We start from the raw sequence: 20,066 nt of genomic DNA on the forward strand, positions 1-20,066 counted from the left end.
CCGACTGGAGACAGCGAAAGGACTCCGGTTCTCCCGCGCCCCGGAGAGCCAGACAGCCCCCCCGGGCCGGTCCGCTGGTCACCACCTGACACTGGGGACGCACTCCGTGCACCAGCCGACACTTGGCCCTGTCCGGGCAACACCCGGCGTGAATCCCACCCCGCCCCCGAGGGGCACCGACCTGCTAGTGGCGCACGCGCGGCGTGGGAGCGCGGACCCGGACCTCCATCCGCTCGTCGCCCGCCACCACGCTGCTGTGGACCTCGTCCTGCTCCGGGGTGAGCCGCGCCACGGCGCGCAGCGTGGCCACCAGCACCAGCGCCTCCAGCGTGGTCGGCACGCCCACGCCCTCACGGCCGGTCTTCAGGGGCATGGGCAGCCGAGGCACCCGGTGCGCCGCGGCCAGCGCCTTCACCGCGTACGACGGCGAGGTGTCCAGCGACACGGCGATGGCGGGCAGGGCCTGCGCCGCCTCGCCCTGGCCGCGCGCCTGCATCTCCATCAGCATCTGCAGCGCGCCCGGCTTGAAGTAGAGCGCCAGCCCCGCGCGCCCGTCCTCCGTGTGGAAGACGCACCCCTCGAAGGTATGCGTCATGGGGCCGGAGACGGCCACCTCGAACGGCTGGCTGTCGTCCCAGTGGGACCACGGCCGGGCGTCCCAGTACTCGGTGGCCGCCTGCACGAAGAGCAGCGCCTTGTCCGAGCCGAGCCCGGCCAGCCCGCGCTGGCCCCAGGCGAGGAACGTGGCGATGGCCGCGCGCGACGAGAGCACCGCCGTCGGCGGCTCCTCCACCCCCAGCCCCAACGCCCCGCCCGCCTCCGCCAGGGACGGCTCGCAGCGGACGTCGCTCGCGTCCACGCCCTCCAGCAGCGAGCGCAGCCCCGCGTCGTCGTCCTGCTCGAAGACGGGCTGCGCCGGCTCACCCGTCTCGGTGATGCGCAGATAGACCTGTGTGCTCCCCTGGGAGAGCGGCACGGGACCGAGCTTGAGGAGGTAGAACATGGGCCTTCCTGGAACGGGAGCGAGGACTCAGCCGGCGGAGGCGCGCCTGCCATCCAGGGCCTTGCGGACCTGTCGCATCAGCGCGGGGATGTCGAAGGGCTTCTGGAGGAAGGGGATGCCCGGGTACTGGACCCGCAGCGCCCCCACGTCCACCGCGCTCATGCCCAGCAGGGACACGTCCTTCCAGGAGGGCTCCGACCGGATGCGCTCGATGAGCGCGGGCCCGTCCAACACCGGCATCATCCAGTCCGTGAGGACCAGGTCCGGGCGCAGCTCGCCCATGCGCTCCAGCGCCTCGCGCCCGTGGGAAGCCGTCAGGACCCGGTAGCCCTCCTCACGCAGGAGGTCCGCCAGGGCCTCCAGGATTCCCTGCTCGTCATCCACCACCAGGATGGTCTCCATACGGCGGGCGCCACTCCTCGCGAATGAGTCAGGGATGTCCACCCGACGCGTGTCGGGCAAGGCCAGTCAGCAGGGTGTCCAGGCTGGAGTTGAACGGGGGCTGCACCTCGATGCCTTGGCGGGAGATGACGAACTCCCGGAGGGAGGGGTCGAAGTCCGCGTCGCGCAGCTTGAAGATGGACAGCAGCCGCCGCAGCCGTCCCTCCAGCTCCACGTGGCGGAGGAAGAAGAGGTTCTCCGCCACCGCCGACGGGCCGATCTCCAGCGGCACGTCCAGCACGGGGCCGAAGAGCCGGGGCGTCTCCAGGCTGAAGACGGTGGTCGCCGCCTCGTAGCGCAGCTCCTGCGTGAGGGCCGCGAAGAACGAGCCCATGCGCGAGGCGTCCGGCGCCGCCTGCCCCATGGCGCTCAGGCCGTCCACGAACACGCGCTGGATGCGGTGTTGCTTCACCGTGGAGAGCAGCTGGTGCGCCAGCACGTCGAGGATGCACTCGGCGGGGGGCTGCCAGAGGATGTGCATCCTCCCCGCCTCGACCGCCCCGTCCAGGTCCATCCCCACGGCCGCCAACTTGTGCAGCAGCCGTTCGGGCGACTCGTAGAAGCCCATGTAGAGACAGCTCTCGCCCCGCCTCAGTCCCTCGGCCAGCAGGCTGCTGCCCAGGAGCGTCTTGCCGCTGCCAGGGGGACCGAGCATCAATGTCGTGGAGCCCGTGGCCAGCCCCGCGGGGAACATCGCGTCGAACGAGGGGATGCCGAAGTGGACCCGGTTCGCGTCCGGCGCGGGGGGCTGCGCGCGCCGCACCCGCGCCTCCAGCCGGGGGAAGACCTCCAGGCCGTCGCTGGAGATGCGGAAGGTGTGGACGCCCGTGAGCGTGGCGCCGCCCCGGAACTTGCGCACCTGCAGCTCGCGCCAGGAGCGCACGCCCAGGGTCCGCTCGCGCAGCTCCAGGATGCCGTCCACCATGGTGTACTCCGGGTGGACGGTGGGGCCGTTGGAGCTGGTGAGCATCAGCGCGGTGAAGCGGGCCAGCCCCGCGGACACCTGCAGCTCGTGGATGAACTTCTTGAAGTCGCGGCTGCTGCCCGCCGCCTCCTGGGCCTGCACCAGGCCGTCCAGGATGAGGATGCTGGCGTTGTGGTTGCGCACCTCGCGCCGCAGCAGCTCCAGCAACCCCGGCAGCCCCTGCTCCTCCAGCGTCCGGAAGCCGCTGACGTAGTAGACGCCCTCGGGCAGCAGCGCCGGGTCGAAGAACGACATGTCCCGCATGTTCGCGAGCATGCGCGCGTGCGACTCCGCCAGCAGCGTGACGTACAGGCAGCGCGCGCCCCCACGCCCCTGGTGGTAGCAGAGCTGGTTGGCGAGGAGCGTCTTGCCCGCTCCGGGCTCACCCACGACGATGTAGACACCCGAGGTCACCAACCCGCCGTTCAGGACGGCATCGAGACCCGGGACCCCGGTGGACACGCGCGCATCCTGTCTCGGGGGTTGCTCGGAAACAGACATGAGGGGGGCTCATACCCCAATCCCCGCGCCCGCGCCCCTGGATTGGTTACAGACCCGCGAACGAGCCCGGTCCTCAATCGACGACGACGACGAAGCGCTCCTGGACGTGCCGGACCTCGGAGACGTGGGACAGGCGCAGCTCGTAGCGGCCGGGCCGCTCGATGCGCACGCGCAAGGGGGTCGCCGCGTCTCCGGTCCGCGCGGTGAAGGCATGGACGCAGCGGGCCGCGTCGCAATTGACCAGCGCAAGGGAGGGCAGGCCCGTCAGGTGGGGACGGAAATCCAACGGCGGTGATGTCTCCAACCACACGGTGGCGGGCTCTCCGGAGTGGACGGCGTGCGACCACGGCAGCTCCAGCCACCGCTCGCCGGCGCCGGAGCGGCGGAACGCCACCTCGCGGGCGGGGACCGGCTCCGCGTCGCGAGTCCCCGCCGCGCCTGGCGGGCTCAGCAGCACGAGGCCCGCGCCCAGCACCAGGCCCGCCAGCGCCAGGGCGGAGGGATACGCCAGCAGCAAGCGCCAGGGTCCCGGCGCCACGTCGCCCGCCGCGCGCGCGCAGGCGCGTCCGTCGTCGGCCCTGACGAGCGCCTCACCCAAGCGGGCCCTCAGCCGCGCGGAGGGCTTCTCCTCGCGGAGCACCCCGAGCGCGGAGCGCATCTCCTGGGACAAGGGCGGACGGACCTCGTCGTGGTCGCTCATGGGCGGCCTCCTTCACTGACCGCGTCAGCGTGTCGCCCCGGCGTGGCCGCGAACAAGGCCCCCAGCCTCGCGCGCCCGCGGGAGTGTCGACTCTTCACTGTCCCCACCGGCAGCCCCAGCACCCGCGCCGCCTCCTCGTGGCCCAGCTCCTCCACGTCACACAGCAGCACCACCAGGCGGAACTTCTCCGGCAGTTGCCGCAGACACCACCACAACCGCTCCACCTCCTCGGACGCGCCCAGCCGCGCCTCCGGGTCCGGCTGCTCGACGCCTCCGGCGAACAGCGAGCCCAGCGCCGTCGTGGTCCCCTCCAGGACGGAGTCCAGCAGCGAACGTCGGCGCGCCACCGAGCGCCGGTGCTCGAGGAACTGGTTGCGCGCGATGCCACACAGCCAGGCCAGCGAGGGACCGGAGTGGACGTCCCCGCGCCGCAGGTAGGCCCGCACCAACGCGTCCTGGAGCAGGTCCTCCGCCTCCTGTCGGCTGTGACACAACGCCAGGCAGAAGCGGTGCAGCCGCGGCAGCAACGGCTCCACCGCCGCCTCGAACCGCGCGCGCTCGCTGGCCTCCAGCCCCGCCGGGCCCCGCTTGCTGGTGAATCCAGACACGACACCCCACCCACGGCTCACGTCCCCATTCCTTGGAAGGTGATTCGCCGGCGGGACGGAGCGGCGTCTGTTTCTAAGACGCGCGCGCTGTCTCAGCCTTGAAAACGACGCGCAACACATCCACGGGAACCCGCGCGCGACTCGTTCCATCTCCATGCCTCGATACGCCGACGGTCCGCTCGTCTCCGAGCGGCTTCGGGCAGGTGAAGCAGGAGGGGGTGGTTTCATGGAACGGTCGCCGTCCGCTGTCTGTCATTCCTCCGGGACCCCGGGGCGAGCCTCGTGGAAGGGTGACCTGGTCTCCGGCTTCCTCGTCTTCCTCATCGCGCTCCCGCTGTGTCTGGGAATCGCCATGGCGAGCGGCTTCCCACCGGTGGCCGGCATCCTCACGGCGGTGGTGGGCGGAGTCGTCAGCTCGTGGTTGGGGAGCGCGGCGCTGACCATCAAGGGGCCCGCGGCGGGGCTCATCGTCATCGCCCTGGGCGCCGTGACGGAGCTGGGACAAGGCGATGCGGGGCGGGGCTACCGCCGGGCGCTGGCGACCATCGTGGTGGCGGCGGGGCTCCAGGTCGTGTTCGCGGCGCTGCGCGCGGGGCGGCTGGGGGACTTCTTCCCGTCCTCGGTCGTCCACGGGATGCTCGCGGCCATCGGCGTCATCATCTGCGCCAAGCAGGTCCACGTCCTGCTCGGGGTGGCGCCCGTCGCGAAGGAGCCCCTGCGCCTGTTGGCGGAGATTCCCTCCAGCGTGTCGCGGCTGAACCCCGAGATCGCGCTCATCGGCGCGCTGGCCCTGGGGCTGTTGTTCGGGCATGCGGCGCTCGCCCGGCGCCTCGGGTTCCTGAAGCGCGTGCCCGCACCGTTGCTGGTGCTGCTGGTGACGGTGCCCCTGGGGCTGGCGTTCGACCTGGAGCACCCGCACACCTTCACCTTCTCCCACGCGGTCTTCTCCGTGGGGCCGGGCTACCTGGTGAACCTGCCGGGCAACCTGCTCACGGCGGTGACGTTCCCGGACTTCTCCGACGTCCTCTCCGCCACCTCGCTCAAGTACATCCTCATGTTCGCGCTGGTGGGCAGCATCGAGTCCCTGCTCACCGTCAAGGCGGTGGACCTGATGGACCCGGAGCGGCGCCGTTCGAACATGGACAAAGACCTGCTCGCGACGGGCGTGGGCAACCTGGTGGCGGGGCTGCTCGGTGGCCTGCCGATGATTTCGGAGGTCGTGCGCAGCACGGCGAACATCGGCTATGGGGCGCGCACGCGGCTGTCGAACTTCTTCCACGGGCTGTTCCTGCTGTCGCTCGTGGCGTTCGCGCCCATGCTCATCCACCGGATTCCGCTGGCCGCGCTGGCGGGGATGCTCATCTTCACGGGCGTGCGGCTGGCGTCGCCCGGCGAGTGGGTGAAGACGTTGCGCATCGGCGTGGAGCAACTGCTCGTCTTCACCGTCACGCTGGGGGTCACCCTGGCCACGGACCTGCTGGTGGGCGTGGCGTCCGGCATCGTGGTGGAGGCGGTGGTCAACCTGCTCAACGGGGCGCCGGCGCGTGGCTTCTTCCGCCCCGACATCCAGGAGCAGGTGACGAGCGAGCGCGTGGTGCTGCGCGTGCGGGGCGCCGCGGTGTTCACCAACTTCCTCGCCCTCAAGAAGCGGCTGTCCCGGCACCCGCGGGCGCGCCGCATCGACGTGGACCTGAGCGAGGCGAGGCTCGTCGACCACACGGTGATGCAGCGGTTCCAGGAGCTGGCGCACGAGCTGGCGAGAGAGGGCCGGACGTTGGGGGTGCGCGGGCTGGAGCATCACCGGGGCCTGTCCCCGCATCCCCTCGCCGCGAGGAAGAAGAGCGTGGCGCCGGGCCTGGAGCTCACCTCCTGAGGGAGACGACGATGCGCCCCGAATCGAAGCCCGCGTCTGCCGCCAGCGACCGCGCCGCGCGCCTGCGCGCGGCCCTGGCTCACGCCAGCCACCTGCTCCCCGCGCAGGGGCCGCTCGGCACGTTCATCCACCACAACACGCTGCACGCGTTCCAGCACCTCCCCTTCCACCAGGCCCTCGCCGCCGCGAGCACCACCTTCGGCGCGGAGAGCTACCTCCCCGAGTCGCGCTTCCTCGAGCTGTACCAACAGGGCCGCATCACCGACGGAGACCTCCTCGCCGTGCTCGCGGAGGAGGGCCTCTCCTCGGAGGCGACGACGTCCGGCGATGGCGCTCCGACACGAGGAGGAGAGGCCGCCTCCCAGGCGGAGCTGGACGTCCTCCTCTCCCCGACCGCCGTGGCGTTGCTCGCGTTGCGCTTCCCCGTCCCCGCGGAGACGGCGGCGTCGCTCCAGTGGCGGCTCATGGAGCAGTCCTGCACCCGCGCGCTCCGCGACGACGTGCCCGTGGCGGCCCGGCGGCGCTTCCTGGCGTCCTCCCGAACGGGGATGCGGTCGTGGCTCGACCGGGTGGGGCGGGAATGGACGATGTCGGAGCTGGCCAGCGCGCTGCTGGAGCCCACCTTCGCGGCCTCGGTGCATGACGCCGCGCTCTGCTTCCGCCAGCCCCTCCCCGTGGACTTCGCCTTGCGGCTGCTCGGCGTCCCCTCGGCGCGCGCCCCGGGCTACGTGGCGCGGGTGGAGGAAGAGGTCCGCAGCACGCCGGGCCTCACGCTGGAGCGCTGGCTGAGCGCCGAGGCGGCGCTCGTGCCACATGCGCTCGCCACGGCCTTCGGCGGCGACGGCGGTTGGGCCTCGCTCTGGGAACAGGTGGGACAGGACTGCGAGCCCTTCGCCGTGTCGGCCCTCTGGGCCGTGTGTCGCGCGCCACGGCTCGCGACACCGCCTCCCTCCCTCGGTCCACCCCGCGGAGGCATCGCCAGCCATCGTGAGCAATTGCTCGGGGCCACGGGCTTCGACGTCGGGGAGTGGGTCCATCCCCCGCTCATCCGCGTGTGCGCGGCCTTCCTGGACGAAGGCATCGCGCACTGGCCCATGCCCCATCGTCGACATGGGCTGTACGCCGCGTGGCGCGCGCTGCGACAGGCGGGGCTGGGCGGGGAGCTGGCGTGGCTCCCGCCACCGGCGGCGGAGGGCGGGGCTCCCGCGTCCTCCGAGGACACGGTGCTCGACGCGCTCGGGGCCCTGGGGGTCGCGGAGGAGCACTGGGAGCCCTACCTGGTCCGCGTCCTGCTCGCCCTGCCTGGATGGGCGGGCATGTTCCATCGCCTGGAGCACGACCCGGCGCGCTCGCCGGATGCGCCCCCCGCGCGGCTGATGGACTTCCTGGCGGTGAGGCTCGACCTGGAGCGCCACGCGCTGGCCTGTGCCGCCCGGGAGCTCCTGGGCCATCAGGGCCCCTCGTCCTCGCTCACGGACTCGGCGCGAGACACGCCGCGTGTCTCCGACGAGCCTCCGCCGCGGGAGGCGGGGAGCTGGCGCCTCTTCCAATGGATGCAGCTCGCGGGGGTGTCCGCGATGGAGCTGGCGCGACAGGGCCCGCGATACAGGCAGGCCTTGCTGGACACCCTCGAGCGCTTCGACGCACCGACGCGGCGGCGGCTGTGGCACGAGGCCCTCGAACACCACTATCGCCAGGAGGTCTCCTGGGGGCTCGCGTGCAATCGGCGACGGCCGGAATCCGAGCGAGTGGTGGAGGCCCCACGCCTGCAGGCGCTGTTCTGCATGGACGACCGGGAGGAGTCCATCCGCCGGCACTTCGAGGAGCAGGACGCGCGACACGAGACCTTCGGCATCGCGGGCTTCTTCGGCGTCGCCATCGACTACCAGGGCCTGGATGACGCCCAGGCCTTCGCCCTCTGCCCCGTGGTGGTGACGCCCGCCCACGTCGTGGAGGAGCATCCCCTCCCGGGGGAGACACCCCGCGCCCGAGCCCGCGCACGACGACGCGCGAGGTGGGCGGGCCTCGCGCACGCCTTGCACCAGGGCACCCATGCGTTGGAGGTCGCGTGGCTGCTGACGCCGCTGCTCGGTGTGCTCTGCCTGCTGCGCCTGCCCTTCCAGCTCCTCTTCCCTCGCGCGATGGAACGGCTGCGCCGAGGGCTCGAGGCGCGGCTGCTCCCCCTGCCCGTCACCGGGCTGACGAGCCTTCGCGAACCGGGAGCGCCGCGCGCGGAGGGGAAGCCCCGGGGGTTCACCGTGGACGAGCAGGCGACACGCGTCGCGAGCGCCCTGGAGAGCATCGGCCTCGTGAAGGACTTCGCGCCGCTGGTGGCGGTGCTCGGTCACGGCGCGACGAGCGTCAACAACCCGCACCTGGCCGCGTACGACTGTGGCGCCTGTGGTGGAAGACACGGCGGCCCCAACGCCCGGCTCTTCGCGGAGATGGCCAACCACCCCGAGGTCCGCGCGCGGCTGCGCGAACGCGGCATCGCCATCCCCGACACCACGTGGTTCGTCGGAGGGCTGCACAACACGACCACGGACGAGGTCGCCTTGTATGACACGCGGCACGTCCCCGGCGCGCTGCGGGACGACCTGACCCGGCTTGGCGCGGCCCTGGAGCACGCCCGAGCCCGGTCCGCCCACGAGCGCTGCCGCCGCTTCGAGTCGGCGCCCGAGGACCTCACGCCCGCCTCGGCGCTCCGGCACGTCGAGGCGCGGGCCACGGACCTGGGCCAGCCTCGACCGGAGCTGGGGCACGTCACCAACGCGGTCTGCATCGTGGGGCGTCGCGCCCTGACCCGCGGGCTGTTCCTCGACCGCCGCGCCTTCCTCATCTCCTACGACCCGAGCCTCGACGCGAGCGGGGCCATCATCGAGCGAATCCTGCTCGCCGCGGGCCCCGTCGGCGCGGGCATCAACCTCGAGTACTACTTCTCCCGCGTCGACAACGCGCGGTACGGCTGCGGGACGAAGGTGCCGCACAACCTCACCGGCCTGCTCGGGGTGATGGACGGCGCGCAGAGCGACCTGCGCACGGGGCTGCCCTGGCAGATGGTGGAGCTGCACGAGCCGATGCGGCTGCTGCTCGTCGTCGAGGCGAGCGACGCCGTGCTGTCGGCCATCCTGGAGCGACAACCGCCCCTGCGGGAGCTCATCGGTCAGGGCTGGGTCCAGCTCATCGGCCTGGACCCGGTGACGGGCGTCCAGCGGCGCTTCACGCCCCAGGGCTTCAAGGCCCTCCAGCCACCCGACACACCCCTGCCGGAGGTCGCGGCCTCTCCCCGCTGGTACGCGGGCCGGAGGGACTTCCTGCCGCCCGCGCTCATCCGGAGCGACACCCTCCGGCCCGCTGCCTCCGCGCGAGGACGCCCCCATGGCACCGCCTGACCTCGACCCGGGCTGGCTCGCGGCGGCGGTTGCGTTGGCGCCGCTGCTGGCGTTCCTCGCCGTGGGCGCGGCGCTGCTCGTGGGTCGCGCGCCGAGCGAGCGCGGGGTCGCGCGCGCGGTCGTCGGCGCCCTGTGGCTGTCCCTGGGCTGCGCGCTCACGGCGACCGCGTGGTGGGCCCTGCACCCTCACGCGGTGCTCGCCACGACGCTCCCCTTCGGAGGGCCGTTCCTCGTGGATGCCCTGTCCGCGCCCATGCTCGTGCTGGTGAGCGTCATCACCCTGTGGGTGGGGCGCTTCGCCATCCCCTACCTGCACCGCGAGCCGGGCTTCGCGCGCTTCTTCCTCCTGCTGGCGCTGTTCGCCGCGGGGATGCAGTTGCTGGTGGGCGCCGGGAGCCTGGAGGTGCTCGCCATCGGTTGGGAGCTGGTGGGGCTGTCCTCGGCCCTGCTCATCGGCTTCTTCCAGGAGCGCGCCAGCCCCGTCCGCGCCGGGCTGCGGGCCTTCGGGACCTATCGGCTGTGTGACGTCGGCCTGTTCATGGCCGTGGCCTGGCTGCACCACGCCGCGGGCGACACGCGCTGGCCCGAGCCCACGCGGGCGCTCCCCACGACGGCCCTCGCGCTGTGCCTCCTGCTCGCGGCGATGGGCAAGTCCGCGCAGTTCCCCTTCAGCGGTTGGCTGGCTCGCGCGATGGAGGGCCCCACGCCGTCCAGCGCCCTCTTCTATGGCGCGCTCTCCATCCACGCGGGCCCCTATCTGCTGCTCCGGGCCGCGCCCCTGCTGGAGCACGCGCCCGTCGTCCGAGGCGCCCTCGTCCTGGTGGGGCTGCTCACCGCGCTGCAAGCCACCCTCGCCTGGCGCGTCCAGACGGACGTGAAGGGCGCGCTGGCCCAGGGCGTCCTCACCCAGGTGGGGCTGATGTTCGTGGAGGTGGGGCTCGGCCTGTACTCGCTCGCCCTGCTCCACCTGGTGGCCCACGCCGGCCTGCGCTGCCTCCAGTTCCTCCGCGCGCCGTCCGCGCTCAGGCAGGCCCAGGCCTGGCGCGCGGCGCTGCGCGACACACCACCGCCCTCCCTCGTCTGGTTGCACCGGTTCGTGCCCCGGGCCTGGGCGCCACGCCTCTACCGGCTCGCGATGGAGCGCTTCGCCGTGGACGCGCTGTACGAGCGCTGGCTCCTCCATCCGCTGCTGCGGCTGGGGCGCGCCCTCGACGCGGCGGAGCGCCGCTGGGTGGGCACCCTCTCGGCCGCGGAGGTCCCCCCGCCGACCCCCGCCCGCCCCGCGGAGACCTCTCCCAGCAATCCCTCCACGGGAGCCGTGTGATGACACCCACGACGCTGCTCGTCCCCCTCCTGCTCGTGCTCCCCATCGTCGGCGCGGTGTCGCTCGTGGGGACCCGAACGCCCGCGCGCGCGCTCCGCGTGGCCACCGTCGCGGCCTCGCTCACCCTGGTCGTCGCGCTGGCCCTCTCGTGGCCTCCCACCGGGCGTGCGCGCCCCGACGACCCCGACGCCCTCCTCTGCCCGCTGGTCTCACTGCTCACCCTGGCGACGCTCGTCGCGGGCCCCCGACAACTCCTGGACCGGGGGATGCTGATGGCGCTGCTCCTCACCGAAGGCGCGGCGCTGGGGGTGTTCCGCGCGCGGGGCACGCTCCCGCTGCTCGGCTGTCTCGTCGCATTGCCCATGCCCCTCGCCGGGCTGCTGGCCCAGAGGGAGCGGAGCGCGCCGGGCCCACGCGAGGCGCGCGTGTTCCACCTCTACATGCTCGTGGGCACGCTGCCGCTGCTGGCCGTGTTGGGCTTGGACCTGCCCGATGGCGCCCCCGGGGCCGCGTACGTCGTGCACACCCCCCGCCCCACCATGGCGCTGGGCCTCGGCGCCCTGGCGGCGCTCGCCGTGGGCGTCCGTCTGGCGGTGGTGCCCTTCCACTCGTGGCTCCCTTGCGTGGTGACGCGGCTGCCCCTGGGCGTGGGGCTCGTGGTGACACACCTGGTGGTGGGACTCTTCCTGCTGGAGCGCCTGACGCCTTGCCTGGGCGCTCCGGCGCTCGCGCTGCTGGGCACCCTGGGCGTGGCGACGGCGCTCCATGGGGCCGTGGCGGCCTGGGCCCAGACCGACCTCCGCCGCATGCTCGGCTTCCTGCTGTCGAGCCACTCCGGCCTGGTGCTCGCGGGAGCGGTGCTGGGAGGCGCGGAGGCCTGGCCGGGCGCGCGACTCCACGCCGTCGCCATGGGCCTCTCCTTCACCGGGCTGGGGCTGCTCGTCCAATCGCTGGAGCGGAGGACGGGCACCGCGGACACGACGAGGCTGGGAGGACTCCACGCCCCGGGCGGTCGCATGTCGGTGCTCTTCCTGTTGCTCGCCCTGGGGGCCCTGGGCGTGCCGGGGACGTGGGGGTTCACGAGCGAGGACCTGCTGCTGCGCGCGGCCGTCGGCGTGCATCCGGCCCTGGCGCTCGCGCTCCTGCTCGCCCTGGCGCTGGGCGCGGTCACCCTCCTGAGGGCCTGGCAGCGCGCCTTCCTCGGTCCTCCCTCGCCTCGGCCATTCACCGACCTCCTCCCCCGGGAGCGCTGGACGGCGGTGGCCCTGGTCCTCGCCCTCCTCGCCGGGGGCCGGGGCCTCGGCGAGTCGGTCTTCCCTCCCTCCATGGCGCCTTCCATCGTCTTCCAGCGTGCTCACCGTGAGGCCAAAGCCATCCGGAATAGGAGGGAGCACCATGTTCCAGTCGAGGCAGCGCAACGTCCTGGGGGGCCTGTTCGTGGCGACGATGCTGGGCCTGAGCGGCTGCAGTTCGAGTCGACACAGCGCGAAGGTGGACGAATCCTGGTTGGCGCGAGTCCCCCCCGACCAGATGAATGACGTGCGCCAGGCACAGCTCCTCGAGACCAAGTCCGAGGACGAGGTGACCCGCGCCAAGGTCGCGGAGGAGGACAGCAAGCGCGAGCTGGAGATCGCCAAGAAGGAGGAGAAGGCGGCCAAGGCCAGCCACGGCGCGGCCAAGGCGGAGATGAAGCACGCGAACGCCAAGGGCCAGAACGCGAGCGCCGACGCGCAGCAGCGCCTCCAGCAGTCGGACACCCAGTTGGAGGCGGCCAAGGCGCAGGTGGCCTGGCGTGAGCGGGTCGTCACCACCCGCAAGTCGCTGAAGACGCTGCGCGAGCGGGAGCGCGACGTGGCCAAGGCGCAGTTGGAGCAGGCCCGCTACGAGACGCTCCAGCGCAGCGGCGACATCCGCGCCAACAAGCTCGACGGCCAGAAGTTCGCCCGCAACGTGGAGGACACGCAGCGCAAGGCGCAGGAGTCCCAGCAGGTGGTCGACAACGACCTGCAGCAGCAGCGCCAGGCCCGGGCCCACTGGCAGGAGCTCGACTCCCAGGTCCAGGCGTACGGCGGCAGCGGCCGCTAGGCGTCGCACAAACCTGACATACGGCTGACACACCGGGGAAGCAGGGTAGGGCCTCACCGACGACGGCGCCGGGATGCCCGGCCCCGCTTCCCCGGAGGTCCGCCATGAAGCTCTACGGAAACAGCTACAGCACCTGCACCCTGAGGGCCCTGCTCGCCCTGGCCGAGAAGGGCCTCGAGGCCGAGCTCATCCCGGTCGACCTGGCCAAGGGCGAGCAGCGGCTGCCCCAGCACCGCGCGGTCCACCCGTTCGCGAAGATTCCCGTGCTCATCGACGGGGACTTCCGGCTGTACGAGTCGGGCGCCATCATCCGCTACGTCGACGGCCTGCCCTCCTCCGCGCCGAGCCTCATCCCCGCGGACGCGAAGACGCGCGCGGTGATGGACCAGTGGGTGAGCGTGGAGCCGTCGTACCTCCAGCCGCACATCTTCGAGATCCGCAAGCAGTTGTTCCTCAACCCCATGTTCGGCGGGAAGACGGACCCGGCCGAGGTCGAGAAGGCGCGCGAGAGCGTCGCCTACGTCCTGGACGTGCTGGAGCGCGCGCTGGAGGGGAAGCACTACCTGGCCGGGGACACCTTCACCCTGGCGGACCTGGTCTACGTGCCCACCCTCCAGTTCCTCGTCATCGCGAAGCAGGACGACCTCATCTTGACGCGCCGCAACGTGGCCGCGTGGTGGGAGCGCATCGGCACCCGGCCCGCGTGGAAGCGCATCGTGGCGGGCGCGCCGGCGCGTTGAGGTGGGTGGTCCGGGCGCGGGGGGATGCCGTAGAACGCTCCTGCCCGCCCCCGTCGGGGTGACGGCAGTCCGGGAGCCCTCACCTCGTGGAGACCCTCGTCCGCATCGCCGAAGCCCTCGGTCGTTTCTCCGCGCGCTTCGTCCCCAGCGCGTTCTCCATCGCCGTGCTGCTGAGCCTGCTCACCATGGGCCTGGCCATGGGGTGGGCGGACGCGGCGCCCGCGAAGGTGCTCGACGCGTGGGGGGGCGGCTTCTGGGAGCTGCTCACCTTCTCCATGCAGATGGCGCTGGTGATGTTCACCGGCTACCTGCTGGCGCTCACCCCGCCGGTGCGGCGGCTGCTGGTGTGGGCGGCCGGGCTTGCGCGCACGCCGCGCGGCGCGGTGGCGCTGATGGCGGGGGTGTCCATGGGGCTGGCCTACATCAACTGGGGCCTGTCCCTCGTCGCCAGCGCGATGCTGGTGCGCTTCGTGGCGCGCCGCAGGCCGGACGTGGACTACCGGCTGCTGGTGGCGTGTGCGTACTTCGGCCTGGGGGCCACGTGGCACGCGGGCCTGTCCGCGTCCGCGCCGCTGCTGGTGGCGACCCCGGGGCACTTCCTGGAGAAGTCCGTGGGGGTCATCCCCATCGACCGCACGTTGTTCTCGCCGTTCAACGTGGGCCTCACGGTGGTGGTGGTGGTGGGGTTGGTGCTGCTCGCGTGGGCGCTGCATCCCGAGCCCGGGAGCGTGGTGCGCGTGGACCCGGCGGTGCTGGAGACGCTGGGGGACTTCGTGCCGCCCGAGCGTCCGGCGGAGAAGAGCTTCGCGGTGTGGTTGGACCACGCGCGGGTGCTCAACCTCGTCTTCGGGGTGCTGGGGCTCGTGTGGCTGGGGCGCTACCTGTGGATGAACGGGGGGTGGCGCGCGCTCAACCTCAACGTGGTGAACTTCACGTTCCTGGTGCTGGCGGTGCTGCTGCATGGCACGCCCGCGCGGCTCATCAAGGCGTCGGAGGAGGCCGGCGGGGTGTTGCACGGCATCGTCCTCCAGTTCCCGCTGTATGCGGGCATCTACGGCATCTTCAAGGCCACGGGGTTGACGGACCGCATCGGCGAGCTGTTCGTGTCGATGTCCACGCGTTCGACGTTCCCGGCCATCGTCTATCTCTACAGCGGCGTGGTGAACTACTTCGTGCCGTCGGGAGGCTCGAAGTGGGCCATCGAGGCGCCGTACCTGCTGGAGGCGGCGAAGACGCTCGGCGTGGCGCCGGAGAAGGTGGTGCTCGCGTACGCGTGGGGCGACATGGCCACGGACCTCATCCAGCCGTTCTGGGCGCTGCCGCTGCTCGCGGTGGCGAAGTTGGAGTTCAAGGACATCCTCGGCTTCCTGCTCGTGGCTTTCCTGGTGTACCTGCCGCTGGTGACGCTGGCGTTCTTCCTGTGGGGGTAGGCGCGGTTGGACGCGGCGGATTTCGTGCTACATCAAGGGCGTGGCTGGCCGGGGAGGCCAGCCGTGGACCGACCAACGAGGGGACCCCGACGATGAAGAAGCTGCTGACGCGGAGCATGGTGTGTGCGGTGCTGGGGATGTCGACGCTGGCGATGGCGCAGGACGCCGCGCCCGAGGCCGTGAAGGCGCCGAGCGCCGACGCCGTGCGTGACACGTGGAACTACTTCTACAAGGGGCAGGGACAGGGGCCGGTGCTGGTGGAGGCCAAGCTCTGCACCGAGGTGGCGAAGGAAGGTCCGAACAAGTTCGAGTGCACCGCGGAGGTAGGCCCCGAGGGTGTGAAGGCCAACACCAACGTCATGCTGTGGCAGGCGTACCTGGTGCCGCAGGGTGACTCGGTCGAGGACGTCATGGTGCAGACCAAGCAGGGCACCGTGGTGCGCGAGACCAAGGACGTGAAGCTCAAGGGCGACGGCTGGCGCGCGCGTCAGTGGACGGGCGTGCGGCTGAACAAGCCGGGCACCTGGACCGTGTCCATCATGCGCGGCGACCAGGTGCTCAAGGAGCTGCAGGTCAAGGTGCAGTAGTCCCGAGCCCAGCGAATCCAGTACACGACGCCCGCCGGTGGCCCTCCAGGGTCCGCCGCGCGGGCGTCGGTGTTTCGGGGGTCAGGGCTGGAGCGGATTCAGGAGCGCGACGGCTCGTTCCCCTCCAAGACTCCCGCGTAGTACGCGGCGGCCTTGACGAACCTCGATTGGGATTGGCCGCTGATGTACTGACGGTACATGGCCCGGGTCGCCCCGACGTAGAAGAAGGCACGCAACCTTCGCTCGAGCCCCCGGGGCGTCGCGTCTCCATGCTCCAGCACGCCATCCTGGAGCCACGTGGCATCGTCCAGCTGATCCACGCCCGTGAAGAACACGACAGGCGCTTCGTGTCCCTTGCACGAGGACACCGTCGTCACTCGCACGTACTCGAAGTTCTCCACGGGAAACGCCCCGGCCTCCTGCCCACCTGCCCCACCGAACGCCGCGGCGGGAACGCCCGCGCGACTCAAAGCGCTCGCGACCCTGCTCGGTTTCGCGAGCTGAACGACCAGGATCTCTCTCGCGGACAGCCCCTCCTCCTCCACGAGCCGTCGTATCTCCGACGCCAACCATCCATGCTCCGCGGACTCCGACCCGAACGATTGGACCCTCGGCGGTACCCCGGACCTCTCCGTGTAGGCGACATGGAACAACCCATCGAGGGCCTTCGTCGGGGTCTCGAGCAAATCATGGGTCATGAGTTCGTTCGTCTTCATGAACTCCCGCATCCCAGGCTCCCTGACGCCCTGGAGTCGATGCGGATCGAGGACGCAATTGAAGGCGAGGTCGAGGATCTCCCGGGTCGAGCGAAACGCCTCACGCAGGACGCGGACTCGCCCAGAGAAGTTGAGAGCGGCTGGGAGCTCTGTCTTGAGCGCTTCGAGCGACGCATTCCCTCGGATGTTCTGTGAATCGTCGAGGAACAGGTAGAGGGGTCTGAGGCCTGTGGTTCCGTTCTCGCGAACCATGGGGCGTGCCGCCTCATAGAGCAGGCGCAGGTGTTCTGGTCCCATGTCCTGGGCCTCGTCCACGAAGACCGCGTCGAACAGGGCACTTTGTCTCCGGAGAAGGTCGACGTGGGTGAAAGTGACCCGCTCCAGTGCCTGCAAGTTCGCATGACCGAAGCGCGCCTCGAGCGCTCTCGACACGAGGGACTCCAGCAAGGGACGAAGCGCCTTGTTGGCGTACGAAACGAGGACCCTGGTCTTCGGATGCTCCTCGAGGAATCGCGCGAGCCAATGCGTGAGCACGAAGGTCTTGCCGGAGCCCGCGACGCCACGGACGAGGTGATGGCCTTCGTCGACTCGACGGCGGAACAGCTCGACCTGCTCCTCCGAGAAGAGCGGTCGCTCCTGCCTCCGGGCCCGCAGCTCGGAGGAGAGGGTGATTCCTCGCTCCATCTTCAACGGGAAGCTCACGTCGATGTGCTCCGCCACGAACTTCCCCTTGCGGAAGCTGACGGGGTGTAGGAGTGACGCGAGTAGACCCGTCACGGGTCCGCCAGCCTCTTCCGTGGAGCAGAGGAGAAACAGATGGTCGCGAGCCCGGCTGGCCGCGACGTTCAGGATCATCGACAGTTCTCCTGGAGAAAACGGCCGCCCAGCCGCGACGGTGTCTATCAGCACGACGTCCGCTTCAGTCCCCTGCTGTCGGTGGATGGTGGACGCAATGAACCTTCCTATCGGAAAGTTGCGTTCGGTCCCCAACCGTCGAAGTCCGTTGGCCTGAGCGCGATAGGGCGTCAGCGCCAACACCGACCTGTTGCTGGCGAGCACCTGCTCCGCGATTTCAATCAGGAGACGTGCCGAAGCATCTCGCTCGTATCCACGTCCTATCTGAGCGCGCCGGAATGCCAGCTTCCGAGGGTCCGTCGTACAACGGTCGAGGACGACCCAGCATGCTCGATTCTGGGGAAACCCCGGGACCAGCGAAGCCGCCGCGCGCTCCTGGACGCGCGGTGCGGTCGTCAGCATCTTGCCGTAGGAGAACTCACTCACCACAGAGCAGATCTCCGGATGCATGCGGTACTGCTCGGTCAGCAGCAGGACATCCCCTTTCGACACGTCTCTCGTCGTGTCTTGCAAGTGCGACATGGGAGAACTGCGGAACCACCGGTTCACATGCTCCCCATGCCCTTCCGGCGCACGGGAGATGGGGCCAATCTGCTTGGGATCTCCCGCCAGGAATACATGAGGAGCCAGCGGAGCGATGAGCGCTGCCGCCGCGCGAGGCACCATCCCGGCTTCGTCGATGACGACACGGGAGAACGGGCTGTCTCCTGCGAGTTCTGAGACCAGCCTGAGCGCCCGGTGAATCGTCACGACAATCAAGGTCGCGCGACCCTTCTTCGCAGCGAAGAACGTTTCGTCTGGCAGCGCCTTCCGTAGGTCGGAGCTCTGCTTTCGGGCTTGAGCAATCTCAGTAGATGGAGCGCCTTTCGCACCGAGCTGGGCGACAAGCTGGTCCTGCTGATCGATCTCCGCGACCAACCGGCGGTATCCCGCGTCCTGCAACGTCTCTGGGAACAGGTTGGCAAGCTGCTCACCAGCGCCCTTCCCTCCACGAAAAACCCGGCAGAGACCGTCATGAATCAGCGATCCCTGCGCCTTCAATCCTTGAGCAACCCTTCGGGTCAATTCATCGACCGCCCGATTCGTAGGTGCGGCGGCGATGATTCGTTGGGATGGGAACTGCAGGAGCGCGGTGATGAGCTGCTGTGTGGTCGCATGAGTCTTACCGGTCCCAGGAGGTCCCCAGAGAATTCCCCACGTGCTCTTCCAGACGTTGGCGAGGGTGAGGGGCCCGGACCTTCGCAAATCGAACCCTCCCTGAACCGACCGGAGCGCCTTCTGGAGGGATGCGGCCGGAATGGGCGCCGACGCCGCGCCCTGGATGGCCAGCGAGAAGTCGAACGGCTTGTAGCACCAGGACTCCACCTGACGGACAGTCGATGCCTCGAGCGGAGACTGCGGCCCCGTGCACATGAACACCCTGCCCGTCTCAGGGTCGACATGGACGATCTCCCCCGCGACGACGGGCACCTCGGCCTTGAAGCCGAGCAACGTCCCCCCGTTCCAACCGTCATCCGCGGAGGGAGAGGGTTCCATGCTGAGCATCTGTGCGGATTCGATCCGAACTCCCGCAGCCTCCCGAAGCTTCACCCCTCGGTAGCTGGCCTTCTCCTGGTCCAGTGCCTCCAAGAGGTCCTCGGGAAGCCGGGACGAGCCCCCACGACTCGCCGTGTGCAGTCCCACGACCGCACGGCGCATGAAGCCATTGACCAGCGACTGATCCAGTTCCTCGGCTGCATCCAAGGCGCTGGGCGCAGCGATCGGATCTCCCGGGGCGGTCATACGCAGCTTCCGCTCCAGCTCCTTCACCTTCCTGGACCACATTGCGGCGAAGGCAGGATCGATCCCCGGCTTCGAGAGATTGGACTTCGCATGCGCATACTCTCGCTCGAGGGCCTCGCGAGTCGCCTTCGGCATCGATTCCCCCTCATGGACGGCGGAGCCAGCCTGATGGCACTCAATCTATCGCGGTGATTCACGAGATTGCCATGCAGGCATCGCCACCCATGACTGTCGAAAGGGCGACGGGTCGCTTTCGCCTCATCCATCCAGGCCACGTCCGAAGGTGGCTGGTCCTGATGTCAGGGATGGCCCTTATTGGAGAGCAATCCCCGTCCTGGGCTGCGAGCACACCTGACAGCCAGGGTTGATAGCCTTCAGGCCCATGCAAGCCTATCGCTCCCTGTGGCTCCTATTGGTCGCGGTGTCGTGGTCGGGCTGTTCCTCTGCCTCCAGGCCGTATGTCCAAGACGCTTGGGAGGCGGCGGAGACGGAGTGCGACGCCTCCCATGAAGACCTGTGCGTCTCCATGCACTGCATGGAAGACGCATGCGGACTCTACGACTGTGCGGATGCACCTGGGGCCATCGAGCTGGCGCGTCTCCCTCCCGTCCGCCCGCCCGCGGCCGCCGCTTCGCCGGGCAGTGGCCCCCGGCGGAATTGGGGAAGTGCCCAGGAGCTTCCACCAGGCGCCGTCATGGTGTTCCCCAACTGGAACGGCGCCTCATCCCAGAGCATCCCTCCGTCATTCCGGCTCCCCGCGGGACGGTGGGAGAAGCACCACATCTTCCCCCAGTCGAAAGACCTCGCGGCATGGTTCGAACGGCAGGGCGTGAAGATCCACAATTACACCATGCCCATCCCGCTCTCCGTGCATCGGAGGATCCACGATGGCACGGGTCGCGGCGGGGCATGGAACGACGCCTGGCGCGACTTCAGGGCGAACAACGAGAACGCCTCACCCGTGGAGATTTTCAAGTTCGCAGGGGAGCTGATTCACCGGTTCGAGCTGATGGGCGGACCTATTCAGCCCTACTCCTCGCGCCCCGGCACGTGAGAGTCTGCAAC

15 protein-coding genes are annotated in these 20,066 nt (G+C 70.3%); 9 read left to right on the forward strand and 6 right to left on the reverse strand.

Features of this window, described 5'->3' with window-relative positions:
- Window positions 1-184: 184 nt before the first annotated feature.
- The 5 genes from LZ198_RS18845 to LZ198_RS18865 form a co-directional block, all read right to left on the reverse strand.
- Entirely contained in the window at window positions 185-1,003 is an 819-nt protein-coding gene (locus tag LZ198_RS18845; protein WP_253973388.1) for a hypothetical protein, read from the reverse strand.
- Window positions 1,004-1,030: 27 nt separating this feature from the next.
- Window positions 1,031-1,405, reverse strand: a complete 375-nt coding sequence (locus tag LZ198_RS18850) for a response regulator (RefSeq protein ID WP_253973389.1) — start codon at window positions 1,403-1,405, stop codon at window positions 1,031-1,033.
- Between the two features lie 28 nt (window positions 1,406-1,433).
- Window positions 1,434-2,870 (reverse strand): ATPase domain-containing protein, encoded by a 1,437-nt coding sequence (locus LZ198_RS18855; protein ID WP_253973390.1) that lies wholly within the window; start codon window positions 2,868-2,870, stop codon window positions 1,434-1,436.
- 112 nt (window positions 2,871-2,982) lie between these two features.
- Window positions 2,983-3,609, reverse strand: a complete 627-nt coding sequence (locus LZ198_RS18860; RefSeq protein WP_253973391.1) for a hypothetical protein — start codon at window positions 3,607-3,609, stop codon at window positions 2,983-2,985.
- A complete protein-coding gene (locus tag LZ198_RS18865; protein ID WP_253973392.1) occupies window positions 3,606-4,238 on the reverse strand; it encodes an RNA polymerase sigma factor in 633 nt (210 codons plus the stop codon). Before LZ198_RS18865 ends, LZ198_RS18860 begins: the two co-directional genes overlap by 4 nt.
- Before the next feature lie 205 nt (window positions 4,239-4,443).
- Between LZ198_RS18865 and LZ198_RS18870 the strand changes: the two genes are divergently transcribed.
- The 8 genes from LZ198_RS18870 (at window position 4,444) to LZ198_RS18905 (ending at window position 15,648) form a co-directional block, all read left to right on the forward strand.
- Window positions 4,444-6,090: a SulP family inorganic anion transporter gene (locus LZ198_RS18870; RefSeq protein WP_253973393.1), complete on the forward strand. Its 1,647-nt coding sequence runs from the start codon at window positions 4,444-4,446 to the stop codon at window positions 6,088-6,090.
- Between the two features lie 11 nt (window positions 6,091-6,101).
- On the forward strand, window positions 6,102-9,482 hold the full coding sequence (locus tag LZ198_RS18875; RefSeq protein ID WP_253973394.1) for a YbcC family protein: 3,381 nt from the start codon (window positions 6,102-6,104) through the stop codon (window positions 9,480-9,482).
- Complete coding sequence (locus tag LZ198_RS18880) at window positions 9,469-10,806, forward strand: proton-conducting transporter transmembrane domain-containing protein (protein ID WP_253973395.1); 1,338 nt, start codon at window positions 9,469-9,471, stop codon at window positions 10,804-10,806. Before LZ198_RS18875 ends, LZ198_RS18880 begins: the two co-directional genes overlap by 14 nt.
- Window positions 10,806-12,344, forward strand: a complete 1,539-nt coding sequence (locus LZ198_RS18885) for a proton-conducting transporter transmembrane domain-containing protein (RefSeq protein ID WP_253973396.1) — start codon at window positions 10,806-10,808, stop codon at window positions 12,342-12,344. The genes LZ198_RS18880 and LZ198_RS18885 overlap by 1 nt, the downstream gene beginning before the upstream one ends.
- Entirely contained in the window at window positions 12,337-12,891 is a 555-nt protein-coding gene (locus LZ198_RS18890; protein ID WP_253973397.1) for an HlyD family secretion protein, read from the forward strand. The genes LZ198_RS18885 and LZ198_RS18890 overlap by 8 nt, the downstream gene beginning before the upstream one ends.
- A 104-nt stretch (window positions 12,892-12,995) precedes the next feature.
- Window positions 12,996-13,631 carry a glutathione S-transferase family protein gene (locus tag LZ198_RS18895; protein WP_253973398.1) on the forward strand — a complete coding sequence of 212 codons (636 nt, stop codon included), beginning with the start codon at window positions 12,996-12,998 and terminating at the stop codon, window positions 13,629-13,631.
- An 86-nt stretch (window positions 13,632-13,717) separates the two neighbouring features.
- Window positions 13,718-15,061: a short-chain fatty acid transporter gene (locus LZ198_RS18900; RefSeq protein WP_253973399.1), complete on the forward strand. Its 1,344-nt coding sequence runs from the start codon at window positions 13,718-13,720 to the stop codon at window positions 15,059-15,061.
- Window positions 15,062-15,153: 92 nt separating this feature from the next.
- The gene (locus LZ198_RS18905) at window positions 15,154-15,648 is read left to right on the forward strand and encodes a hypothetical protein (RefSeq protein ID WP_253973400.1); all 495 of its coding nucleotides are present in this window, start codon (window positions 15,154-15,156) and stop codon (window positions 15,646-15,648) included.
- A 98-nt stretch (window positions 15,649-15,746) separates the two neighbouring features.
- On the opposite strand, the gene LZ198_RS18910 is transcribed toward LZ198_RS18905, so the two are convergent.
- Window positions 15,747-19,136 (reverse strand): AAA domain-containing protein, encoded by a 3,390-nt coding sequence (locus tag LZ198_RS18910; RefSeq protein ID WP_253973401.1) that lies wholly within the window; start codon window positions 19,134-19,136, stop codon window positions 15,747-15,749.
- A gap of 247 nt (window positions 19,137-19,383) precedes the next feature.
- Here LZ198_RS18910 and sitA6 point away from each other — a divergent pair, with 247 nt between their 5' ends.
- A complete protein-coding gene (gene sitA6, locus LZ198_RS18915) occupies window positions 19,384-20,055 on the forward strand; it encodes a SitA6 family polymorphic toxin lipoprotein (RefSeq protein WP_253973402.1) in 672 nt (223 codons plus the stop codon).
- The last annotated feature ends 11 nt before the right edge of the window (window positions 20,056-20,066 follow it).

The sequence above is a fragment of the Myxococcus dinghuensis genome (genome assembly GCF_024198235.1).
Lineage (GTDB): Bacteria > Myxococcota > Myxococcia > Myxococcales > Myxococcaceae > Myxococcus > Myxococcus dinghuensis.

Coding starts and splice junctions, on each gene's coding strand:
- LZ198_RS18885 (WP_253973396.1), top strand. CDS start 10,806: ATGACACCCACGACGCTGCTCGTCCCCCTCCTGCTCGTGCTCCCCATC.
- LZ198_RS18910 (WP_253973401.1), bottom strand. CDS start 19,136: ATGCCGAAGGCGACTCGCGAGGCCCTCGAGCGAGAGTATGCGCATGCG.
- LZ198_RS18880 (WP_253973395.1), top strand. CDS start 9,469: ATGGCACCGCCTGACCTCGACCCGGGCTGGCTCGCGGCGGCGGTTGCG.
- LZ198_RS18895 (WP_253973398.1), top strand. CDS start 12,996: ATGAAGCTCTACGGAAACAGCTACAGCACCTGCACCCTGAGGGCCCTG.
- sitA6 (WP_253973402.1), top strand. CDS start 19,384: ATGCAAGCCTATCGCTCCCTGTGGCTCCTATTGGTCGCGGTGTCGTGG.
- LZ198_RS18845 (WP_253973388.1), bottom strand. CDS start 1,003: ATGTTCTACCTCCTCAAGCTCGGTCCCGTGCCGCTCTCCCAGGGGAGC.
- LZ198_RS18870 (WP_253973393.1), top strand. CDS start 4,444: ATGGAACGGTCGCCGTCCGCTGTCTGTCATTCCTCCGGGACCCCGGGG.
- LZ198_RS18890 (WP_253973397.1), top strand. CDS start 12,337: ATGAATGACGTGCGCCAGGCACAGCTCCTCGAGACCAAGTCCGAGGAC.
- LZ198_RS18875 (WP_253973394.1), top strand. CDS start 6,102: ATGCGCCCCGAATCGAAGCCCGCGTCTGCCGCCAGCGACCGCGCCGCG.
- LZ198_RS18850 (WP_253973389.1), bottom strand. CDS start 1,405: ATGGAGACCATCCTGGTGGTGGATGACGAGCAGGGAATCCTGGAGGCC.
- LZ198_RS18860 (WP_253973391.1), bottom strand. CDS start 3,609: ATGAGCGACCACGACGAGGTCCGTCCGCCCTTGTCCCAGGAGATGCGC.
- LZ198_RS18905 (WP_253973400.1), top strand. CDS start 15,154: ATGAAGAAGCTGCTGACGCGGAGCATGGTGTGTGCGGTGCTGGGGATG.